The sequence below is a fragment of the Acidovorax sp. M2(2025) genome (assembly GCF_049330835.1).
Classification (GTDB): domain Bacteria; phylum Pseudomonadota; class Gammaproteobacteria; order Burkholderiales; family Burkholderiaceae_C; genus Acidovorax.
In genome coordinates, this window is the sequence record NZ_CP186262.1 from 1283366 (window position 1) to 1304143 (window position 20778).

22 protein-coding genes and 2 tRNA genes are annotated in these 20778 nt (G+C 64.7%); 14 read left to right on the top strand and 10 right to left on the bottom strand.

Going from position 1 to position 20778, the window contains the following annotated elements; all coding sequences use genetic code 11:
• Positions 1 to 1035 (top strand): 4-hydroxythreonine-4-phosphate dehydrogenase PdxA, encoded by a 1035-nt coding sequence (pdxA, locus tag ACOYR3_RS05925; protein ID WP_422845549.1) that lies wholly within the window; start codon positions 1 to 3, stop codon positions 1033 to 1035.
• A 52-nt stretch (positions 1036 to 1087) separates the two neighbouring features.
• On the opposite strand, the gene mscL is transcribed toward pdxA, so the two are convergent.
• Complete coding sequence (gene mscL, locus ACOYR3_RS05930) at positions 1088 to 1519, bottom strand: large conductance mechanosensitive channel protein MscL (protein ID WP_422845550.1); 432 nt, start codon at positions 1517 to 1519, stop codon at positions 1088 to 1090.
• A gap of 145 nt (positions 1520 to 1664) precedes the next feature.
• Here mscL and petA point away from each other — a divergent pair, with 145 nt between their 5' ends.
• From petA to ACOYR3_RS05960, 6 genes are all read left to right on the top strand, one after another.
• Positions 1665 to 2261 (top strand): ubiquinol-cytochrome c reductase iron-sulfur subunit, encoded by a 597-nt coding sequence (petA, locus tag ACOYR3_RS05935; RefSeq protein WP_291489117.1) that lies wholly within the window; start codon positions 1665 to 1667, stop codon positions 2259 to 2261.
• Positions 2262 to 2266: 5 nt separating this feature from the next.
• Positions 2267 to 3685 carry a cytochrome b gene (locus tag ACOYR3_RS05940; protein WP_422845551.1) on the top strand — a complete coding sequence of 473 codons (1419 nt, stop codon included), beginning with the start codon at positions 2267 to 2269 and terminating at the stop codon, positions 3683 to 3685.
• An 18-nt stretch (positions 3686 to 3703) separates the two neighbouring features.
• Positions 3704 to 4462: a cytochrome c1 gene (locus ACOYR3_RS05945; RefSeq protein ID WP_422845552.1), complete on the top strand. Its 759-nt coding sequence runs from the start codon at positions 3704 to 3706 to the stop codon at positions 4460 to 4462.
• Between the two features lie 121 nt (positions 4463 to 4583).
• Positions 4584 to 5195, top strand: a complete 612-nt coding sequence (locus ACOYR3_RS05950) for a glutathione S-transferase N-terminal domain-containing protein (RefSeq protein WP_005794209.1) — start codon at positions 4584 to 4586, stop codon at positions 5193 to 5195.
• 48 nt (positions 5196 to 5243) lie between these two features.
• Positions 5244 to 5810, top strand: coding sequence for a ClpXP protease specificity-enhancing factor (locus ACOYR3_RS05955; RefSeq protein ID WP_422845553.1), 567 nt, complete (start codon positions 5244 to 5246; stop codon positions 5808 to 5810).
• A 49-nt stretch (positions 5811 to 5859) separates the two neighbouring features.
• A tRNA-Thr gene (locus ACOYR3_RS05960) sits at positions 5860 to 5935 on the top strand.
• Between the two features lie 56 nt (positions 5936 to 5991).
• On the opposite strand, the gene ACOYR3_RS05965 is transcribed toward ACOYR3_RS05960, so the two are convergent.
• Complete coding sequence (locus ACOYR3_RS05965; protein ID WP_422845554.1) at positions 5992 to 6291, bottom strand: hypothetical protein; 300 nt, start codon at positions 6289 to 6291, stop codon at positions 5992 to 5994.
• Positions 6292 to 6323: 32 nt separating this feature from the next.
• Here ACOYR3_RS05965 and ACOYR3_RS05970 point away from each other — a divergent pair, with 32 nt between their 5' ends.
• The 5 genes from ACOYR3_RS05970 to ACOYR3_RS05990 all read left to right on the top strand — a co-directional run bounded on the left by ACOYR3_RS05970 (position 6324) and on the right by ACOYR3_RS05990 (position 12980).
• On the top strand, positions 6324 to 7319 hold the full coding sequence (locus ACOYR3_RS05970) for a M23 family metallopeptidase (RefSeq protein ID WP_422845555.1): 996 nt from the start codon (positions 6324 to 6326) through the stop codon (positions 7317 to 7319).
• Positions 7320 to 7453: 134 nt separating this feature from the next.
• Positions 7454 to 10219, top strand: a complete 2766-nt coding sequence (gene secA, locus ACOYR3_RS05975; protein WP_422845556.1) for a preprotein translocase subunit SecA — start codon at positions 7454 to 7456, stop codon at positions 10217 to 10219.
• Positions 10220 to 10394: 175 nt separating this feature from the next.
• Positions 10395 to 11624: a bifunctional glutamate N-acetyltransferase/amino-acid acetyltransferase ArgJ gene (argJ, locus tag ACOYR3_RS05980; RefSeq protein WP_422845557.1), complete on the top strand. Its 1230-nt coding sequence runs from the start codon at positions 10395 to 10397 to the stop codon at positions 11622 to 11624.
• Positions 11625 to 11679: 55 nt separating this feature from the next.
• Complete coding sequence (locus ACOYR3_RS05985; RefSeq protein ID WP_422845558.1) at positions 11680 to 12546, top strand: ATP-binding protein; 867 nt, start codon at positions 11680 to 11682, stop codon at positions 12544 to 12546.
• Positions 12543 to 12980, top strand: a complete 438-nt coding sequence (locus ACOYR3_RS05990) for an NUDIX domain-containing protein (protein WP_422845559.1) — start codon at positions 12543 to 12545, stop codon at positions 12978 to 12980. The genes ACOYR3_RS05985 and ACOYR3_RS05990 overlap by 4 nt, the downstream gene beginning before the upstream one ends.
• A 55-nt stretch (positions 12981 to 13035) precedes the next feature.
• Here ACOYR3_RS05990 and ACOYR3_RS05995 read toward each other — a convergent pair whose 3' ends face one another.
• From ACOYR3_RS05995 to ACOYR3_RS06030, 8 genes are all read right to left on the bottom strand, one after another.
• Positions 13036 to 13257 (bottom strand): DNA gyrase inhibitor YacG, encoded by a 222-nt coding sequence (locus tag ACOYR3_RS05995; protein ID WP_422845560.1) that lies wholly within the window; start codon positions 13255 to 13257, stop codon positions 13036 to 13038.
• A gap of 55 nt (positions 13258 to 13312) precedes the next feature.
• Positions 13313 to 14068 carry a cell division protein ZapD gene (gene zapD, locus ACOYR3_RS06000; protein ID WP_422845561.1) on the bottom strand — a complete coding sequence of 252 codons (756 nt, stop codon included), beginning with the start codon at positions 14066 to 14068 and terminating at the stop codon, positions 13313 to 13315.
• A gap of 88 nt (positions 14069 to 14156) precedes the next feature.
• On the bottom strand, positions 14157 to 14780 hold the full coding sequence (gene coaE / locus ACOYR3_RS06005; RefSeq protein ID WP_422845562.1) for a dephospho-CoA kinase: 624 nt from the start codon (positions 14778 to 14780) through the stop codon (positions 14157 to 14159).
• A gap of 3 nt (positions 14781 to 14783) precedes the next feature.
• Positions 14784 to 15665, bottom strand: a complete 882-nt coding sequence (locus ACOYR3_RS06010; protein ID WP_422845563.1) for a prepilin peptidase — start codon at positions 15663 to 15665, stop codon at positions 14784 to 14786.
• Positions 15665 to 16882 (bottom strand): type II secretion system F family protein, encoded by a 1218-nt coding sequence (locus ACOYR3_RS06015; RefSeq protein WP_422845564.1) that lies wholly within the window; start codon positions 16880 to 16882, stop codon positions 15665 to 15667. The genes ACOYR3_RS06010 and ACOYR3_RS06015 overlap by 1 nt, the downstream gene beginning before the upstream one ends.
• Positions 16883 to 16908: 26 nt before the next feature.
• Entirely contained in the window at positions 16909 to 18648 is a 1740-nt protein-coding gene (gene pilB, locus ACOYR3_RS06020) for a type IV-A pilus assembly ATPase PilB (protein ID WP_422845565.1), read from the bottom strand.
• Between the two features lie 160 nt (positions 18649 to 18808).
• Positions 18809 to 18885: transfer RNA gene (locus ACOYR3_RS06025), tRNA-Pro, on the bottom strand.
• Between the two features lie 42 nt (positions 18886 to 18927).
• Positions 18928 to 19857, bottom strand: coding sequence for a polyprenyl synthetase family protein (locus ACOYR3_RS06030; protein ID WP_422846531.1), 930 nt, complete (start codon positions 19855 to 19857; stop codon positions 18928 to 18930).
• 225 nt (positions 19858 to 20082) lie between these two features.
• On the opposite strand from ACOYR3_RS06030, the gene rplU reads away from it, so the two are divergent.
• Both rplU and rpmA read left to right on the top strand, forming a co-directional pair.
• Complete coding sequence (rplU, locus tag ACOYR3_RS06035; RefSeq protein ID WP_005794184.1) at positions 20083 to 20394, top strand: 50S ribosomal protein L21; 312 nt, start codon at positions 20083 to 20085, stop codon at positions 20392 to 20394.
• A 15-nt stretch (positions 20395 to 20409) separates the two neighbouring features.
• Entirely contained in the window at positions 20410 to 20667 is a 258-nt protein-coding gene (gene rpmA, locus ACOYR3_RS06040; RefSeq protein WP_422845566.1) for a 50S ribosomal protein L27, read from the top strand.
• Positions 20668 to 20778: the final 111 nt, after the last annotated feature.

Below are 20778 nucleotides of genomic sequence, written 5' to 3' on the forward strand. Positions count from 1 at the left end.
ATGTACACCCAGGCGCTGGCCATCACCCAGGGCGATCCCGCCGGCATCGGCCCCGAAATCGTTGCCAAGGCGTTCCGCGATGCCCCGGCGCAGCTGAAGGGATGCTTTGTGGTGGGCGATGTCGCCACCCTGCGGCGCGCAGCCCAGGCCATTGCCCGGCCCGGCCAGCCGCAGGTGCCGGTGGCCCAGCTGGCGGCGCCTGCCGAGGCGCTGCAGGCGCCCCCGCGCTGCATTCCCGTGCTCCAGCTTCCGGGCATTCCGGGCCCGCAGCCCTGGGGCCGGATCAGCGCCGAGGCGGGCCGTGCGGCGGCGGACAGCGTCGTCTGGGCAGCCCGCGCGGCGCTGCGGGGCGAGGTGGCCGGGCTGGTCACCGCGCCGCTGCACAAGGAAGCGCTGTCGGCGGCCGGCGTCGCATTCCCCGGCCACACCGAGCTGCTGCAGGCCGAGGCCGCCGCCCACCAGGGCGTGCCCCTGGCCGCCATGCCGGTGCGCATGATGCTGGCCAGCGACGAGCTGCGCACCGTGCTGGTGAGCATCCACGTGGCGCTGCGCGACGCCATTGCCGCCGTCACCACGGAGAACGTCTTGCAGACGCTGCGCATCACGCATGCGGCCCTGTCCCGCAGCCTGGGTCGCGCGCCCCGCATGGCCGTGGCCGGCCTCAACCCCCACGCAGGGGAGGGCGGCTTGTTCGGGCGCGAGGAGATCGGCGCCATTGCGCCGGCCATCGCGGCAGCGCGCGCCGAGGGGATGGACGCCCAGGGGCCATTCGCGCCCGACACGGTGTTCATGCGCGCCCGGCATGCGCCCGGGCACCCGGGGGAGTTCGATGTGGTGGTGGCCATGTACCACGACCAGGGGTTGATCCCCGTGAAGTACCTGGGCGTGGACAAAGGCGTGAACGTGACGCTGGGCCTGCCCCTGGTGCGCACCAGCCCCGACCACGGGACCGCCTTTGACATTGCGGGCCAAGGGGTGGCCGACGCCGCCAGCCTGGTCGAGGCCGTGCGCATGGCCCGCGCCCTGGCGGCCTGACCGGCGGACCGCGGCCGGTGCCTGGCCGTGGCGAGTCGTGCGCCTGCCGCGGCTATTTTTTCAAGCTATCCCTGATCTCGCGCAACAAAACGATGTCTTCGGGCGGGGCGGCCGGGGCGGCAGGTTCTGCCGCGGGGGCCTCGCGCTTGAGGCGGTTGATCTGCTTGACCATCATGAAAATGATGAAGGCCAAGATCAGAAAGTTGACGGCCACGGTAAGAAAGTTGCCGTAGGCAAACACGGGAACGCCGGCCTTCTTGAGGGCGTCCAGCGTCATCGCCGTGCCGGGCGGAACCGTGCCCAACACCACGAAAAGGCTGGAGAAATCCAGCTTTCCGAACACCAGCGCCACCACCGGCATGATCAGGTCGGCCACCACCGAATCCACGATCTTTCCGAACGCCCCGCCGATGATCACGCCCACCGCAAGGTCGATGACGTTACCCTTGACGGCGAACTCCCTGAACTCCTGCATCATTCCCATGTAGTACTCCTGTGCGAAACGTTGAGGGCCGAGTATTGCCCGGCCGAGGGGGCTGTCAAGGCTGTCCCTGGCTTTGAAATACCCATTTTCACTCCGCTACAATTCGCGGTTGACCCAACAACAGCGATGTTTACCGAGGATCCCCATGAGTGACACACCAGTCGACACCAGTAAAAGGACGTGGCTGATTGCGTCCGGATGTGCCGGTGCCGCAGGCGGAGTGGCCGTAGCCGTGCCCTTCGTCAGCAGCTTTCAGCCTTCGGAAAGAGCCAGAGCAGCTGGTGCCGCTGTGGAGGTGGATATCTCCACCCTGCAGCCCGGCGAGAAGCGGACCGTCGAGTGGCGCGGCAAACCCGTGTGGATCCTCAAGCGCACGCCCGAGCAGCTCAAGTCCCTCGAAGAGACAGAGCCCCAGTTGGTCGACCCCAATTCGGACCGCAAGACGTACCCCACGCCCGAGTACGCCAAGAACCGCCACCGCTCCATCAAGCCCGAGGTCTTCGTGGGCGTGGGCATCTGCACCCATCTGGGTTGCTCGCCCGGCGACAAGTTCCAGACCGGCCCGCAGCCGTCCCTGCCCGACGACTGGCACGGCGGCTTCCTGTGCGCCTGCCATGGCTCCACGTTCGACCTGGCGGGTCGCGTCTTCAAGAACAAGCCCGCGCCGGACAACCTGGAAGTGCCGCCCCACATGTACCTGTCCGACACCGTGCTGCTGATCGGTGAAGACAAGAAGGCCTGAGGTGAATGGACATGGCTGAATTCAAGGAAATTTCCCCCAACGCCCCGATGGGCGCCAAGGTCACCAACTGGTTTGAAAACCGGTTCCCGACCGCGTTCGACGCCTACAAGGTGCACATGTCGGAGTACTACGCTCCGAAGAACTTCAACTTCTGGTACATCTTCGGCTCGCTGGCCCTGGTGGTGCTGGTGATCCAGATCGTGACCGGCATCTTCCTGGTCATGCACTACAAGCCCGACGCCAACCTCGCGTTCGCGTCGGTCGAGTACATCATGCGCGACGTGCCCTGGGGATGGCTGATCCGCTACATGCACTCCACCGGTGCCTCGGCGTTCTTCGTGGTGGTGTACCTGCACATGTTCCGCGGCCTCCTGTACGGCAGCTACCGCAAGCCGCGTGAGCTGGTGTGGATCTTCGGCTGCGCCATCTTCCTGTGCCTGATGGCCGAAGCCTTCATGGGCTACCTGCTGCCCTGGGGCCAGATGTCGTACTGGGGCGCCCAGGTGATCGTGAACCTGTTCGCAGCCATTCCGTTCATCGGCCCCGATCTGGCCCTGCTGATCCGCGGCGACTTCGTGGTGGGCGACGCCACGCTCAACCGCTTCTTCAGCTTCCACGTGATCGCCGTGCCCCTGGTGCTGCTGGGTCTGGTCGTGGCCCACTTGCTGGCCCTGCACGATGTCGGCTCCAACAACCCCGACGGCGTGGAAATCAAGGGTCCCAAGGCCCCCAAGGATGCCAACGGCAAGCCGCTGGACGGCGTTCCTTTCCACCCCTACTACACGGTGCATGACATCTTCGCGCTGAGCATGTTCCTGGTAGCGTTCTCGGCCGTGGTGTTCTTTGCGCCCGAGTTCGGCGGCTACTTCCTGGAGTACAACAACTTCATCCCGGCCGACCCGCTGGTGACGCCGCTGCACATCGCGCCGGTCTGGTACTTCACGCCGTTCTATTCCATGCTGCGCGCCATTACGACCGAGATGGTGTACGTGCTGGTGCTGTGCGTGCTGGCGGCCGCTGCGTTTGGCGTGTTCAAGGCCAAGCTGCCCAGCTTCGCGAAGGCGGGCGTCGGCGTGGCCGCACTGGTGGCGGTGGCCCTGCTGCTGGCCATCGATGCCAAGTTCTGGGGCGTGGTCGCCATGGGCGGCGCCGTGATCATCCTGTTCTTCCTGCCCTGGCTGGACCAGAGCCCGGTCAAGTCGATCCGGTACCGCCCGAGCTGGCACAAGTACCTGTACGGCGTGTTCGTGGTCATCTTCCTGATCCTGGGCTACCTGGGCGTGCAGCCGCCGTCGCCGGTGGGCGAACGTGTTTCCCAGGTGGGCACGCTGTTCTATTTCGGCTTCTTCCTGTTGATGCCGTGGTGGAGCCGCATTGGCGAACCCAAGCCCGTGCCCGACCGCGTGACCTTCGTGGCGCACTGAGTCCAGGAGAGAACAACAATGAAGAAAATCATCCTCACGCTGGTGGCCGCCCTCGGGATGGCCGCGGGGTCCGCATTTGCCGCCGGCGGCGGCATTCCCCTGGACAAGGCGCCGGTCAAGACCAACGATCTGGCTTCGCTGCAAAACGGCGCCAAGATCTTCGTCAACTACTGCCTGAACTGCCACTCGGCCGCGTTCATGCGCTTCAACCGCCTGAAGGACATCGGCCTGACCGACCAGCAGATCAAGGACAACCTGCTGTTCACCACAGAAAAGGTGGGCGAGACGATGAAGTCGGCCATCGACCCCAAGCAGGCCAAGGCCTGGTTCGGCGCCAATCCGCCGGACCTGACGGTGATCGCCCGGTCGCGGGCCAGTGCGGCGGGTTCGGGTGCGGACTATCTGTACACCTACCTGCGCACGTACTACCGCGACGAAACCAAGCCCACGGGCTGGAACAACCTCGTGTTCCCCAACGTGGGCATGCCCCACGTGCTGTGGGAACTGCAGGGCGAGCGCCGCCCCGTGTTCGATGAGCAGGTGAGCCACGGCCAGACGACCCATGTCCTCAAGGGCTGGGAGCAAGTCAAGCCGGGCACGATGACACCGCTGCAGTTTGACGAGACCGTCGGAGATCTGGTGAACTACATGCAGTGGATGGCAGAACCCGCGCAGAACACCCGCCGCCGCGTGGGCGTCTGGGTCCTGATTTTCCTGGGCCTGTTCACCGTGATCGCCTGGAGGCTCAACGCGGCCTTCTGGAAGGACGTGAAGTAATCCGCCGCACGGCGACGCGATCTGTCTCCGTCGTAAAAGCACCCTTCGGGGTGCTTGTGGTTTTTTGCAGAGTGGGCGCTTTTCAGCGTCCCACTCTTTTGATTTTTAGGAGCCTCCCGCCATGATGGTGCTTTATTCGGGTACGACCTGTCCCTTCTCCCACCGCTGCCGTTTCGTGCTGTTCGAAAAGGGCATGGACTTTGAAATCCGCGATGTGGACCTGTACAACAAGCCCGAAGACATCAGCGTGATGAACCCGTACGGCCAGGTGCCCATCCTGGTAGAGCGCGACCTCATCCTGTACGAGTCGAACATCATCAACGAGTACATCGACGAGCGCTTCCCGCATCCCCAGCTGATGCCCGGCGACCCGGTGGACCGCGCCCGCGTGCGCCTGTTCCTGCTGAACTTCGAAAAGGAACTGTTCGTGCACGTGAACACGCTGGAGTCGCGTGCGACCAAGGGCAACGAGAAGGCGTTGGAGAAAGCTCGCGCCCACATCCGCGACCGTCTCACGCAGCTGGCCCCCGTGTTCCTCAAGAACAAGTACATGCTGGGCGACAACTTCTCGATGCTTGACGTGGCCATTGCTCCGCTGCTGTGGCGCTTGGACTACTACGGCATCGACCTGAGCAAGAACGCGGCGCCTCTGCTGAAGTACGCCGAGCGCATCTTCTCGCGCCCGGCCTACATCGAAGCGCTGACGCCGTCCGAAAAGGTCATGCGCAAGTAACTTGCGGCGTGCTCCAATCGCCCTCTCCGTCGTTGCCCCGCACTGCCCATGACCGCACAGGAATCCACCTCCACGCGCCCGTACCTCATCCGTGCCCTGTATGAATGGTGCACGGACAATGGCCTGACACCCTATGTCGCCGTGCGCGTGGACGATTCCGTGCAGGTGCCTCGGGAGTACGTGAAGGACGGCGAGATCGTGCTGAACATCAGCTTCGATGCGACCAGCGCCCTGCAACTGGGCAACGACTTCATCGAGTTCAAAGCGCGCTTCGGCGGCAAGCCCCGGGAGATCCTTGTGCCGGTGGGGCGGGTGATTGCCATCTATGCCCGCGAAAACGGGCTGGGCATGGCGTTCCCCCCGCCGGTGGATGTGCTGGCGGGAACCGGCAGCAGCGGCGGCGGAGATGCCGTCAGTGCCGCGCCTGGCGTGGCGGATCTGGCCGCGACGCCTTCCGGTGCAGCCGCCAGCGGCGCTGCGGCGGCACCCGAGGACCGCGTGGTGCAACTGGTGTCCACCGAGGAAAACGCCAAGGATCCGGACGGCGGCGGCGATGCCCCCCGGCCGCCACCCTCCGCAGGCGGCGCACGGCCGTCTCTCAAGCGGGTCAAATAGCGGCCAGCGGCCGATGGGCGCCGTTTTTACGCGATAGAATGCGCGCTTCGCCGGTTTAGCTCAGTTGGTAGAGCACCCGCCTTGTAAGCGGTAGGTCGTCAGTTCGATTCCGACAACCGGCACCACACCTCTTTGCGTTTCTGCCTTGCTTGCCTGCATTGCCTCGACCTGGCGTTGAGCTTCAGGTTTGAACTTTCAGGCGAATCGCGTTAACCTCCCACCCCCGGCTGCGCAAGTGGGCCTGCAACGCAGGTACCAACTGGCGTACCTTGGCCGCGGCGGCATTGCTCTTGACCAGCAGGCACCAGGAATCCCCGTCAATCGGGCCTGCCTGAATCGCGGGGCGCAGTCCGACGGGAATCAGCTTTTCAATGGCCTTGAGCCGATCGCTCGAATCGCGCGTCAGCGCTGTGAGCCGTGCCAGCGTGGGAGATTCTTCGCTGGCCTGCTGCAGGGAGACGGCGTAGTGGCGGCGGGTCATGGTGTGCGTCTTCGCGGCGTGGAGAGTTTGCAGTGCATCTGATTATCACGGACGCCCGGTTGGCACGCAGCCGGGCCATTCACTTGTCAGGCACCCGCTTGCTGCTGGCAGGGTTTGCGGTGTCGCTGTGCCTGATGCTGATTGCCGCGGCGCTGTATCACTGGGTGTTCCTCAAGGGCGCACGCGAGGGGTGGCCCATTGTCGGCTCGCTGGTGCGCCTCGTGGTCAAGGACGAGTTTGCCGAACGTGACCGCTTCATGCGTGCCAACCTGGATGCCATGGCGCGCCGCGTGGGCGAGATGCAGGCCCGCATGGTGCAGCTGGAGTCGCTGGGAGAGCGGGTCATGGGCCTGGCGGGCGTGGCGCCAGCGGATCTGCCCAAGGCCGACGGCCGTGGCGGCGTGCTGGTCAGTGCGCGCAACCTGTCGATGGAGGAACTGCAATCCACGCTGGATGAGCTGGAGCGGCTGACCAACCAGCGGGTGGACCTGATGACGGTGCTGGAGTCCCGCCTGTTCGACCAGCACATCCGCAAGAAGATGGTGCCCACGCACGCGCCCGTGACGGGGCGGGCCCCTGGCTCGGCCTTTGGCTGGCGCGTGGACCCGATCACGGGGCAGTCCGCGCTGCACACGGGGCTGGACTTCCAGGCGGACCCGGGCACGCCCATCCTGGCAGCCGCCGGCGGCGTGGTCGTGACGCAGGAATACCACCCCGCCTACGGCAACATGATCGAGGTGGACCACGGCAACCAGCTCGTGACGCGCTACGCCCATGCGTCGCGTACGCTGGTGAAGCAGGGCGACATCGTCAAGCGCGGGCAGAAGATTGCCGAGGTCGGCAACACCGGGCGTTCCACCGGTCCGCATCTGCACTTCGAGGTGCTGGTGCAGGGCGTATTCCAGGACCCGCAGAAGTTCCTGAGCGCAGGAGCCTCCGCACGCTCCAATGCCCCGGGCCCGCAGGTGGCATCCATCCAGCCACGGGCCTCGCCGGACGCTTCCGCAGCGCCTACGGTGCGCAGGTAAAATCGCGGGTCCGGCGTTCGCGGCCGGGTTTGCAGGCTTGCATTCCCGGGTGGTGAACCCACCTGAACTCAATTCATCTTAGGGATTTCGGTCGCCTGGCGCGCTGATTGCAGCGGCCGGGCGGTCCTGTTCGCATGGCCACCAACTTCCTCACCAAACTATTCGGCAGCCGCAATGACCGGTTGCTCAAGCAGTACCGCAAGACGGTGTCCCGCATCAATGCGATGGAGCCCGACTACGAGAAACTGTCCGATGAACAGCTGCGCGCCAAGACGCAGGAGTTCAAGGAGCGCGTGGCCAAGGGCGAGTCGCTGGACGACATCCTGCCCGAGGCGTTCGCGGTGGTGCGCGAAGGCTCCAAGCGCATCATGAAGATGCGGCACTTCGATGTGCAGCTGCTGGGCGGCATGGCCCTGCACTTCGGCAAGATCTCCGAAATGCGCACGGGGGAGGGCAAGACCCTGACCGCGACGCTCCCGGTGTACCTCAACGCCCTGTCGGACAAGGGCGTGCACGTGGTGACGGTCAACGATTACCTGGCCAACCGCGACGCCCAATGGATGGGCCGCCTGTACAACTTTCTGGGGCTCACCGTCGGGGTCAACCTGCCGCAGATGCCGCGCGAGCAGAAGCAGGAGGCCTACCGCGCCGACATCACCTACGGCACGAACAACGAGTACGGCTTCGACTACCTGCGCGACAACATGGTGTACGAGTCGCAGGACCGCGTGCAGCGCGGCCTGAACTTCGCGATCGTGGACGAGGTGGACTCCATCCTCATCGACGAGGCCCGCACCCCGCTGATCATCAGCGGCCAGGCCGAGGACCACACCGCGATGTACATCGCGATGAACAAGGTGGTGCCGCTGCTCGTTCGCCAGGAAGGCGAGGCCGACCCGCGCACCGGCGAGGGTGTGACCAAGCCGGGCGACTTCACGGTGGACGAGAAGACGCACCAGGTCTTCCTGACCGAGCAGGGCCACGAGAACGCCGAGCGCATCCTGGCGGCCCACGGTCTGATCGCCGAAGGCGCGTCGGTGTACGACCCGGCCAACATCACGCTGATGCACCACCTGTATGCGGCGCTCCGGGCCAACCACCTGTACCACCGCGACCAGCATTACGTGGTGCAGAACGGCGAGATCGTGATCGTGGACGAGTTCACCGGCCGCCTGATGTCGGGCCGCCGCTGGAGCGAGGGCCTGCACCAGGCCGTCGAGGCCAAGGAAGGCGTGAACATCCAGGCCGAAAACCAGACCCTGGCCTCGATCACCTTCCAGAACTATTTCCGCCTGTACAACAAGCTGGCTGGCATGACCGGCACGGCCGATACCGAGGCCTATGAGTTCCAGGAAATCTACGGCCTGGAAACCGTGGTCATCCCGCCCAACCGCCCGAGCAAGCGCGACGACCAGCTCGACCGCGTCTACAAGACAACGCGCGAGAAGTACGAGGCGGCGATCAAGGACATCCGCGAATGCCATGAACGCGGTCAGCCCGTGCTGGTGGGTACCACGTCGATCGAGAACTCCGAGATCATCGACCAGCTGCTGAACAAGGAAGGCCTGCCGCACCAGGTCCTCAACGCCAAGCAGCATGCGCGTGAAGCCGACATCGTGGCCCAGGCCGGCCGCGAAGGCATGATCACCATCGCCACCAATATGGCTGGCCGCGGCACCGACATCGTGCTGGGCGGCAACATCGAGAAGGATGTGGTGGCCATCGAGGCCGACGAATCCCTCTCCGAATCCGAGCGCGCTGCCAAGGTGGCGGCGCTGCGCGAGCAGTGGAAGGCCGACCACGAGAAGGTCAAGGCCCTGGGCGGCCTGCGCATCATTGCCACCGAGCGCCACGAGTCGCGCCGCATCGACAACCAGCTGCGCGGGCGTTCGGGCCGCCAGGGCGACCCCGGCTCTTCGCGCTTCTACCTGAGCCTGGACGATTCGCTGATGCGCATCTTCGCGGGCGACCGCGTCAAGGCGATCATGGACCGCCTGAAGATGCCCGACGGCGAGGCCATCGAGGCGGGCATTGTGACCCGCAGCATCGAGTCGGCCCAGCGCAAGGTGGAGGCCCGCAACTTCGACATCCGCAAGCAGCTGCTGGAATACGACGATGTGGCCAACGACCAGCGCAAGGTGATCTACCAGCAGCGCAACGACATCCTGGACGCGGCCGACCTGTCCGACGTGATCGCGGCCATGCGCGAGGATTGCGCGACCGATCTGGTGCGCCAGTACGTGCCGGCTGAATCGGTGGAAGAGCAGTGGGACCTGCCGGGCCTGGAGAAGGCCCTGGCCGAGGAATGGCAGGTGGCCATCGACCTGCAGCAGCTCGTGCAGGGCTCCAGCGCCATCACCGACGACGAGATCCTGGAGAAGGTAGTGGCGGCCGCTCATGCCGCGTTTGGCGCCAAGGTGGAGCAGGTCGGCCGTGAGAACTTCACGCAGTTCGAGCGCATGGTGCTGCTGCAGAGCTTTGACTCGAACTGGCGCGATCACCTTTCCGCGCTGGACTACCTGCGCCAGGGCATCCACCTGCGCGGCTATGCGCAAAAGCAGCCCAAGCAGGAGTACAAGCGCGAAGCCTTCGAGCTGTTCCGCCAGCTGATCGACCAGGTGAAGAACGAGGTCACCAAGATCCTGATGACGGTCCAGGTGCAGTCGCAAGAGCAGCTCGACCAGGCCGCGCAGGCCATGGAAAGCCGTGGCGAAGCCATTGCCAACGTGACGTACACGGCGCCGACGGAAACCGGCGAGGTGGAGACCCTGGCCGGTGGCCCGGCAGAGGCTGCTTCGGCCTTGCCCCAGGAGTTCCAGGGCATGCGCATCGGGCGCAACGACCCTTGCCCCTGTGGCAGCGGCAAGAAGTACAAGCAATGCCACGGCAAACTGGCATGACGAAGGACTGACGGATGGTCCTAATCACACGGGCTTCGGCCCGTGTTTTCATTGGCGCGGCACGGTTTTCCGGATAATCGCGCAGTCTTCATGGAACGGGTGTGTGCCTGCCTGGCCGACCGCCCGTCCGTTGTCTTCCCCCGGATAGCAAAGAGAAAGAGAAAGGCCCATTCCCATGCCTGTGAATCTCCTGGCCCCCGTCGCCGCCGACCTGCGTCCCATCGCCGGCGTCCGCATTGGCGTTGCCGAAGCCGGTGTCCGCAAGGCCCACCGCAAGGACCTCACGGTGTTCCTGCTGGACGAAGGGGCCTGCGTGGCCGGCGTCTTCACGCAGAACCGCTTTTGCGCCGCCCCCGTGCAGATCGGCCGCGAACACCTGGCCAGCGGCCAGCCCATCCGCGCCATGGTGATCAACACCGGCAACGCCAATGCCGGCACCGGCGCTGACGGCCTGGCGCGCGCACGCTCCACCTGTGCCGCGCTTGCGCGCCACCTGGGCGTGGCGCCGCAGCAGGTGTTGCCGTTCTCGACCGGCGTGATCATGGAGCCCCTGCCCAACGACCGCATCGAGGCAGGCCTGCCGGCCGCCATCGCCGATGCGCAACCCGGCCATTGGGCGCGCGCGGCCGAAGGCATCATGACCACGGACACCTTGCCCAAGGCGTTTTCCGCGCAGGTCCAGATTGGTGGCGCGACGGTGTCCATCACCGGCATCAGCAAGGGGGCCGGCATGATCCGTCCCAACATGGCGACCATGCTCGGCTTCCTGGCCACGGACGCGTGCGTGGCGCCCGCCGTGCTGCAGCAGCTGGTGCGCGAACTGGCCGAGGGGTCTTTCAACCGGGTCACCATCGACGGCGATACCTCGACCAATGACTCGTTCGTGCTCGTGGCCACCCACAAGGCTGCGCATGCGCCCATCACGGCCCTGGACAGTGCCGACGGCCAGGCGCTCAAGGCAGCCCTGCTGGCGGTGTCGCAAAAGCTGGCCCAGGCCATCGTGCGCGACGGCGAAGGCGCCACCAAGTTCATCACCGTGCAGGTGGAAGGCGGCAAGACGGCGGAAGAATGCCGCAAGGTGGCCTACGCCATTGCCCACTCGCCCCTGGTCAAGACGGCGTTCTACGCCAGCGACCCCAACCTGGGGCGGATCCTGGCCGCCGTGGGGTATGCCGGCATCGAAGACCTGGACCAGACGGGCATCGACCTGTACCTGGACGATGTGCATGTGGCCCTGCAGGGCGGCCGCAACCCGGCCTACCGCGAGGAGGATGGCCAGCGCGTGATGAAGCAAAGCGAGATCACGGTGCGCGTGGTACTGGGCCGCGGCGCTGCCGCGGATACGGTGTGGACCTGCGACTTCAGCCACGACTACGTCACGATCAACGCGGACTACCGGTCCTGAAATACTCACTTTTTTGTAGCTGCTTGCGCTTGCTGGATGGGCGCTACAGGCCAAAATGAATCAGAATTTTGAACGTTTGATCGCGCGCGCCGAGCAGCTCATGGCGCGCATCGAGTCCGTGCTGCCGCAGCCGCTGGGCGCCCCCGATTGGTCTGCGGCCATTGCGTGGCGCTACCGCAAGCGCAGCAGCGGGCATGGCACCCTGGAGCCGGTGCGCCATGTGGCGGCCCTGCAGCTGTCGGAGCTCAAGGAGATCGACGGCCAGAAGGAAAAGATCGAGCGCAACACGCAGCAGTTCGTGCAAGGCAAGCCCGCCAACAACGTGCTGCTGACGGGCGCGCGCGGCACGGGCAAATCGTCGCTCATCAAGGCCTGCCTGAATGCCTACGCGCCGCAGGGACTGCGCCTGATCGAGGTGGACAAGGCCGACCTGACCGATTTGCCCGACATCGTGGAAGTGGTGTCCGGGCGGCCGGAGAAATTCATCGTCTTCTGCGACGACCTGAGCTTTGAAGAGGGCGAGGCGGGCTACAAGGCGCTCAAATCCATCCTGGACGGATCGGTGGCCGCAGCCACCCCCAATGTGCTGGTCTATGCCACGAGCAACCGGCGCCACCTGCTGCCCGAGTACATGAAGGAAAACCTTTCCTACACGCACACGGAGGATGGCGAAGTCCATCCCGGCGAGGTGGTGGAGGAGAAGATCTCCCTGTCGGAGCGCTTCGGGCTCTGGGTGAGCTTCTACCCCTTCAGCCAGGAGGAATACCTCACCATTGTGGCGCAGTGGCTGGGCTCCCTGGGTGTGCCCGCTGCGGCCATCGCGGCGGCCCGCCCCGAGGCCCTGGTCTGGGCCCTGGAACGCGGCTCGCGCAGCGGCCGGGTGGCCTACCAGTTTGCGCGCGACTACGCGGGGCGGATATGACGCCGGAAGCGCCGCGCAAGCACACCGAGGTGGCGGTGGGCATCCTGCTGCGGGACGACGGCGCCATGCTGCTGTCCACCCGCCCGCCGGGCAAGCCCTACGCCGGCTACTGGGAGTTTCCGGGGGGGAAGCTCGAAGCCGGCGAAACGGTGGAGCAGGCGCTGCGCCGCGAACTCATCGAAGAGCTGGGCGTGACCATCGGCCCGGCCGCCGTGTGGAAGGTCACCGAGCACGACTATCCCCATGCCCTGGTGCGCCTGCACTGGTGCAAGGTCCGCGAATGGACGGGGGACTTTGAAATGCGCGAAGGCCAGTCCATGGCCTGGCAGCAAATGCCACTCACGGTGGCGCCCGTCCTGCCGGGGGCGTACCCGGTGCTGGAATGGCTGGCGGCAGAGCGGGGACTGCAGTTCAGCCCGGGCGCTGCAGAATAGTGCTATTTATTTGGTAGCACCTCGCCCGGGGCGGCGCGCCCGCGGCGGGGATGTCTCAGTGTTCCGTGCGCGGATCTCCGTACTGGGCATCGGCGGGGGGCGACCCCGCCGGCATGCGGAAATCCTCGTTGGCCCAGGCGCCCAGGTCGATCTGCTTGCAGCGTTCGCTGCAGAACGGCCGGTAGGCGTTGGCGGGGCTGTAGAGGCTGTTGCCGCCGCAGCACGGGCAAATCACCGTGCGGGGCGGTTGCGAGGGGGATTGCACCGGATGGGCCATGGCTTCGTGCAAGAAAAAGGAAAACCGCCGCAGGCAGTGTGGGCACGCGTGCGGATCAGGCGCACAGGGTCAATTCAAAGGCCGTGTCCTCGGTGCACGGCTGCAGGCGGCCGTCGTCCTCGCGGCGCATGAGGCGCACGGAGACAATCAGCCGGTTGCCGCTGATTTCGGGCACGAGGTTCAGGCCGGGATCAATGCGCAGGCGCAGCAGCTGGAAGGTGCGGCCCTGCGGCAAATTTTGCTGGAACTGGCCGCGTTCTGCCGCCACCTTTTGCGGCACGCCCGAATCCCGCAGTAGCTTGAGCAGCACATAGATGGCCTCGGCCAGCGGTGCGAGCGTGGACGCCCACCCCTCCAGCGCCTGCTGGCGAACCGCGGGCGCATCGTGCTGCCAGGCGTAGTAGGCCGGGAGGTCAAACCCGCAGGTGCCGCCCGGAATGCCCACGCGGCTGCGAATGCTCATCAGCCAGTCGTTTTCGGTCAGCGCGTGGCCTGCCTTTCCGGCCTGGGTGTTCAGCGCCGTAAAGCAGCGGTCCAGCTGCGCAATGACGGCGTCCAGTGCGGCCTCCGAGATGGAGGGGTTGCCGCGGTAGCTGTCGAGCTGGTGCTTGTGCTTTTCGATATCCTTGAGCACATCGGCCTTCAGGTCCGCCCGCGCGGCCACGTCCATGATTTCGAAAATCGTAACGAGCGCGAAGTGGTGGTCCAGCGCATGTGAGCGAGGGACCAATTCCCCCAGCCTGCGGAACAACTGCTCCAGCCGCAGGTAGGTTCTCAGGCGTTCGTTAAAGGGATATTCGTAAAGGATCACGCTGGCGGGTTCCTGGGGGCTCAGGGGGCATTCTGGCGCCGCTGGCGCGCGGCAAGGCGGAAAAGCACAAACAGTTTCGTGCCGCCCATCATAGCCCGAACAGCGCGGCCACCTGCCGGGTCTGTGCGTGCAGTGCTGCCAGGGTGCAGTTCCCGCCGTTGGCAATGATGGCGTCCGCGATGGCCCGGCGCGCCGGGCGGCTGGCTTGTGACGCGATGATTCCCAGCACCGCCTCGCGCGCAAGCCCGCTGCGCCGTATGACACGCTCGACCTGCGTTTCCTCGGGGCAGTCCACCACCAGCACGGCATCGAGCCGGCGGGCCCACCGGCCCGACTCGGCCAGCAGGGGGATGTCGAACACCACCACGGCCCGGCCTTCCTCGGCAGCCCGCCGGGCCAGAAGATCGGACTGCAGCGTCACCAGCGGATGCACGATGGCTTCCAGCTGTGCCCGGGCCTCAGGGCGGCTGAAGACCCAGTCGCGCATGCGGGCGCGGTCCAGGGCACCCCGTGCGTCCACGAAGTCCGGCCCGAAGCTGGCGCGGATGGCTTCCATGGCGCTACCGCCGGGGCCGGTCGCGTCGCGGGCGATCTGGTCTGCGTCGATCAGGGCCGCTCCCAGACCCGCCAACTGGCTGCCCACGGTGCTCTTGCCGCTGCCGATGCCTCCGGTGAGGCCCAGCAGCACGGGCCGCTTGCGCACACCGTCCATGGCTCAAAGCCCCAGCAGGCCCAGCACGGTGCCCAGGATCGCGTTGGGCCCGAAGACCATGGCCGTGAACCCCGCGCCCACCAGGAAAGGCCCGAACGGGACGTAGCCGCCTTCGCGCAAGCTGCTGCGGAGCTTCATGGCGATCCCGATGACCGCGCCGATGACCGACGACATGAGGATGATCGGCACCAGCGCCGGCCAGCCAAACCACGCCCCCAGCGCGGCAAAGAGCTTGAAGTCTCCATAGCCCATGCCTTCCTTGCCGGTGGCCAGCTTGAATCCCCAGTAGACCAGCCAGAGCGACAGGTACCCGGCGGCGGCGCCGAGCACCGAGTCCTGCAGCGGCACGTGCGTCCATTGCAGGGCAGACGCCAGCAGGCCGGCCCACAGCAGGGGCAGGGTGATATCGTCCGGCAGCAGCGTGGTATCCCAATCGATCAACGCCAACGCCACCAGGGCTGCCGAAAAGCCGCACCAAGCCGCGGCGGTAGGTGTCAGCCCCCAGCGCTGGACACAGAAGAAAAACAGCGCGCCTGTCGCCAGCTCAACCAGCGGATAGCGGATTCCGATCGGGGCCTTGCAGGCCGAGCAGCGCCCCCGCAGGAAGAGGTAGCTGAGGACGGGGATGTTCTCGTACCACTGCACCTGGTGGCCGCAGGACGGACACCGGGAGCGGGGCACCATGAGGTTGAAGGGCTCTTGCGCTACGGCGTCGGCTGGCGCCCCGCTACCGTCGTTGGAAGACGCCTGGGCGGCCTGGAGTTCTTGCGCCCACTGCCGCTCCAGCATTTTTGGCAGCCGGTAGATGACGACATTCAGGAAACTGCCGATCAGAAGCCCCAGAACGCCGCCCAGCCCCGCGTTGCCCCACGCTGCCATCTCCATCAGACGACCTGGCCCAGCTTGAAGATGGGCAGGTACATGGACACGACGATGCCGCCGATCAGGGTTCCCAGGAACACAATGATGATGGGCTCCATCAGGCTCGACAAACCAGCCACCATTTCGTCCACTTCGGCCTCGTAGAAGTCGGCGGCTTTGCCCAGCATGTGGTCAATGGAGCCGGATTCCTCGCCAATCGCGCACATCTGCAGCACCATGGAGGGAAAGACGTTGGCGTTGCCCATGGCGGCGGTCAGGCTCGTGCCAGTCGAAACCTCCTGCTGGATCTTCTCCGTCGCCATCGAGTACACGGAATTTCCGGACGCGCCGCCAACCGAGTCCAGGGCCTCCACCAATGGCACACCCGCGGCGAACATGGTCGACAGCGTGCGCGTCCATCGGGCGACACAGGACTTTTCCACCAGCACGCCAAAAATCGGGACACGCAGCAGCACCCGGTCCATGAACATCTGCATCTTCTCGTTGCGCTTCCAGGCCTGCATGAAGAAAAAGACGCCGCCGCCGATCAGGCCGAAAATCAGCCACCACCATTTCACAAAGACTTCGCTAATGGCCATGACGAACAGGGTGGGCGCGGGAAGGTCGGCTCCGAACGAAGAAAAAACCTGCTTGAAGGCCGGAATCACGAAAATCATGATCACTGCGACGACTACGAACGCCACGATGATCACAGAAATCGGGTACATCAAGGCAGATCTGATCTTGGACTTGATGGCCTCCGTTTTTTCCATGTAGGTGGCCAGTCGGTCGAGCAGCGCTTCCAGAATACCCGCCGCTTCGCCCGCCTCGACCAGGTTGCAGTAGAGGCTGTCGAAATACATGGGGTGCTTGCGGAACGCCGCATTGAGCGATGTCCCGGTTTCCACATCCGAGCGAATGTCGTTGAGAAGCTTGGTCACGCTGGCATTGGTGTTGCCGCGGCCGACGATGTCGAAGGACTGCAGCAGGGGCACGCCGGCCTTCATCATCGTGGCCAGCTGCCGGGTGAACAGGGCAATGTCCTTGGGCTTGATCTTCTTGCCGGAACGCATCCGGCGCTTCTTGATCTTGGTGGGAAACACTCCCTGGCGGCGGAGCGTGGCCTGCACCTGGTTCTCGCCCACGGCGCGGACCTCGCCGCGCACAATCTTGCCGTTGCGGTCCTTGCCTTCCCATTCAAAAACAAAATCCTTGATGTCCCTGGATGCTGCGGTTGCCATGTTGGTCCCTCTAGCGCGTAATTCCGTTATTCGTTGGTGACGGCAAGAACTTCTTCCAGCGAAGTCAAACCCAGCTTGGCTTTGTAGAGGCCCGATTCGCGCAGCGAACGAACGCCTTCGGCGCGCGCCTGTTCTGCAATTTCCAGGGCGCTGCCGTCCCGCAGGATGATGCGCTGGATCTCTTCGGAGATCGGCATCACTTGGTAGATTCCCACCCGGCCCTTGTAGCCGTTGTTGCAGGCCGAGCAGCCGACCGGGCGGTAGGTGACCCAGCTGCCGTCAATCTCCTCTTCCTTGTAGCCGGCATCGATGAGCGCCTCCAGTGGAATGTCTGCAGGCGCCTTGCAGACAGGGCAAAGCCGCCGGGCCAGGCGCTGGGCCGTGATCAGAATGACGCTGGAGGCGATGTTGAAGGGCGCAATGCCCATGTTGCGCATCCGGGTCAGTGTGGTCGGCGCGTCATTGGTGTGGAGCGTGGACAGGACCAAGTGCCCCGTTTGCGCTGCCTTGATCGAAATGTCGGCCGTTTCCAGGTCGCGGATTTCACCCACCATGATGATGTCCGGATCCTGGCGCAGAAACGACTTCAGGGCGACCGCGAATGTCAGCCCCGCTTTTTCGTTCACGTTCACCTGGTTGACGCCAGGGAGGTTGATTTCTGACGGGTCTTCGGCCGTGGCGATGTTGACCCCGGGCTTGTTCAGCAGGTTCAGGCAGGTGTACAAGGACACGGTCTTGCCGGAGCCCGTGGGCCCGGTGACCAGAATCATTCCATAGGGCCGCCCGATGGCCGCCAGCAGGCGTTCCTTTTCCTCGGGCTCGTAGCCCAGCGCGTCAATGCCGAGCTTGGCGCTGCTGGGGTCCAGAATACGGATCACGATCTTCTCGCCAAACAGCGTTGGCAAGGTGCTGACCCGGAAGTCGATCACGCGGTCCGGCCCCACCTTCAGCTTCATCCGGCCGTCCTGGGGCACCCGCTTTTCGGAAATGTCCAGCCGGGAAATGACCTTGATGCGCGAGGCCAGCTTGTCCTTGATGGCGATGGGCGGCGAGGCGATTTCGCGCAGTTCGCCGTCAATGCGGAACCGGACGCGGTACTGGTGCTCGTAGGGCTCAAAATGCAGGTCGGAGGCTCGCATGTTGAAGGCGTCCAGCAGCATCTTGTGCAGGAATTTGACGATAGGGGCGTCTTCTACGTCCCCCGCTCCGGTGTCGTTGGTCTCGGGCGCTTCTTCGACCGCAACATCGTCGAAATCGAAGTCGCCACCACCGCTCACCAGGGTGTCCATGGTTTCGCCGGCGGACTTTGTCGTGGCCTCGACCAGACGGCTCAGCTTGTCGTATTCCGCAATGATCCAGTCCACCCCCATCTGGGTGGTGAACTTGATCTTCTCCGCCGCTTCCTGGTCGGTCGGGTCGGCCGTGGCAACAATCAGGCGGTTGTTGCGCTTGCTCAGGACGACAACCCGGTAGGCTTGGCAGATCTTGCCGTCCAGCAGGTCTTTGGGCAGCCGCAGGGGGTCAATGGCGTCCAGGTCGAGCAAGGGGGCGCCAAACACTGCGGATACGGTGTGGGCCAGGTCGGCGGCGGACACTGCGCCAGAGCCGGTGAGCTCCGCAATAAAACTGGTGCGGCCGACCTGCGATTTCTTGTAAATGTCTTCTGCGGCCTTTTGGGTCAGCTTCCCGGCGGACATCAAAGCCCGCCCGAGCCCTGGGAGGGCAACGGCAGAGGCTTCTTTGGGGGCGGTATCGACAGCGGCCATGTAACCGGTAATGTTGTTAGGTGTGGAAAAGAAACCATCCTATCATCACCGATCGCCATTGGACTGTACAGGCACTGCTGTCGGCAGCCGTACCACAGTACCCGTTGCCGTGCGTTGGCGCCTATGACAAAAAAACCAACCATTCACTGCGCTGTGATGGTGGTCGGGGTGAGAGGATTCGAACCTCCGGCCTCTACGTCCCGAACGTAGCGCTCTACCAGGCTAAGCTACACCCCGAGTGTCGCGATTGGCACCTGTGTGGTGCCTGCAACGATTGGCTCAATTGCGTCGTGAAAGCAATTGAGCTGCTAATTCTAGCAAACCTGCGGAGTGCGGATTTGCTGGCAGGCATTCTGCGGCCGCCATCGCCCGGCGGGCCTCTTCGATGGCTGCGGCGCGCGTGACCTCAAGGGCACCGGTTTCGCGGACGATTTGCACGATCTCCGTCAATTGGTCGGTGGAGCCTTGCTCGATGGCTTGGCGCACGGTCTGGGCCTGGCTGGCGGTGCCGCGCTGCATGGCTGCGATCAGCGGCAGCGTGGATTTGCCTTCCCGCAGGTCGTCGCCCAGGTTCTTGCCCATTTCGGCGGCGTTGCCGTCGTAGTCGAGCACGTCGTCAATGATCTGGAATGCCGTGCCCAGGGCCTGGCCGTAGGTGGCGCAGGCTTCTTCCACCTCAGCCGGGCTTTCGGCCAGGACTGCACCCAGGCGCGCGCTGGCTTCGAACAGCTTGGCGGTCTTGGAGCGGATCACGCGAAGGTAGCCCGCCTCGTCGAGCGAGGCATCGTGCATGTTCATCAACTGCAACACTTCGCCCTCGGCAATCACGTTCGTGGCTTCGGAGAGGATCTCCATCACGCGCATGCTGCCGGTTTCCACCATCATCTGGAAGGAGCGGGTGTGCAGAAAGTCCCCCACCAGCACGCTGGCGGGATTGCCGAAGGTTTCGTTGGCGGTGGGCCGCCCGCGGCGCAAGGTGGAGGCGTCGACCACATCATCGTGCAGCAGCGTGGCGGTGTGGATCAGCTCCACAACGGCTGCCAGGCTGTGGCGGTGTGCGCCGCGGTACCCCAACGCTCCGCAGACCATGAGCAGGAGGGCGGGCCGCAGGCGCTTGCCGCCCGCTGCGATGATGTATTGCGATATCTGGGCTACCAGAGGGACGCTGGAAGTCAGGCGCTGACCAATGACCTTGTCGACCTCGTGCATGTCTTGTGCAACGAGCAGCAGTGGCGAGGCAGCGGAAGCGGTGTGGTCGGTCAAGATGGTGGGCGTAGAAAGAGCCCGGATTATAGGAATCCTGCGGGGCGCCCCGGGCCTTTCGCGGGGGCAGTGTGGCATGGGGCTGGGGAGGGCTGGCGCCGGGCGCTGCCATGCGCTATACTCGCGGGCTCTGCGGAAATCCGTCTGCAGAACTCAAATCAAGAGGTCAACATGTACGCGGTCATAAAAACCGGCGGCAAGCAGTATCGCGTTGCTTCCGGCGAAAAAATCAAAGTAGAACAGATTGCTGCGGACGTAGGCCAGGAAATTGTGATCGACCAGGTTCTGGCTGTCGGCAACGGCGCTGAACTGAAGGTGGGTACGCCCCTGGTGTCCGGCGCAACCGTGAAAGCCACTGTCGTGGCCCACGGCAAGCACGACAAAGTGCACATCTTCAAGATGCGCCGTCGCAAGCACTATCAAAAACGCCAAGGCCATCGCCAGCAGTTCACCGAGCTGCAAATCGGTGCGATTGCTGCTTAATCGAAGGAGCTAGTCATGGCACAGAAAAAAGGCGGCGGCTCTACGCGAAACGGGCGCGACTCCAAGCCAAAGATGCTGGGTGTCAAGGCGTTCGGTGGTGAACTGATCAGTGCTGGCTCGATCATCGTGCGCCAGCGCGGCACGCGTTTCCACCCCGGCACCAATGTCGGCGTGGGCAAGGACCACACCTTGTTTGCCCTGGTGGACGGCCACGTGTCGTTCGGTTCCAAGGGCGCATTGTCCAAACAGACGGTCAATGTGACTCCCGCCTGAGGCTCCAACCTCCGGTACCCACGAAGCCCCGCTATGCCGGGGCTTTGTTGTTTGGGCGGTACGATGGCGCCCCGGCTTCCGCTGGCAGCGCCGCGCCGCCGCCGTGGGGCG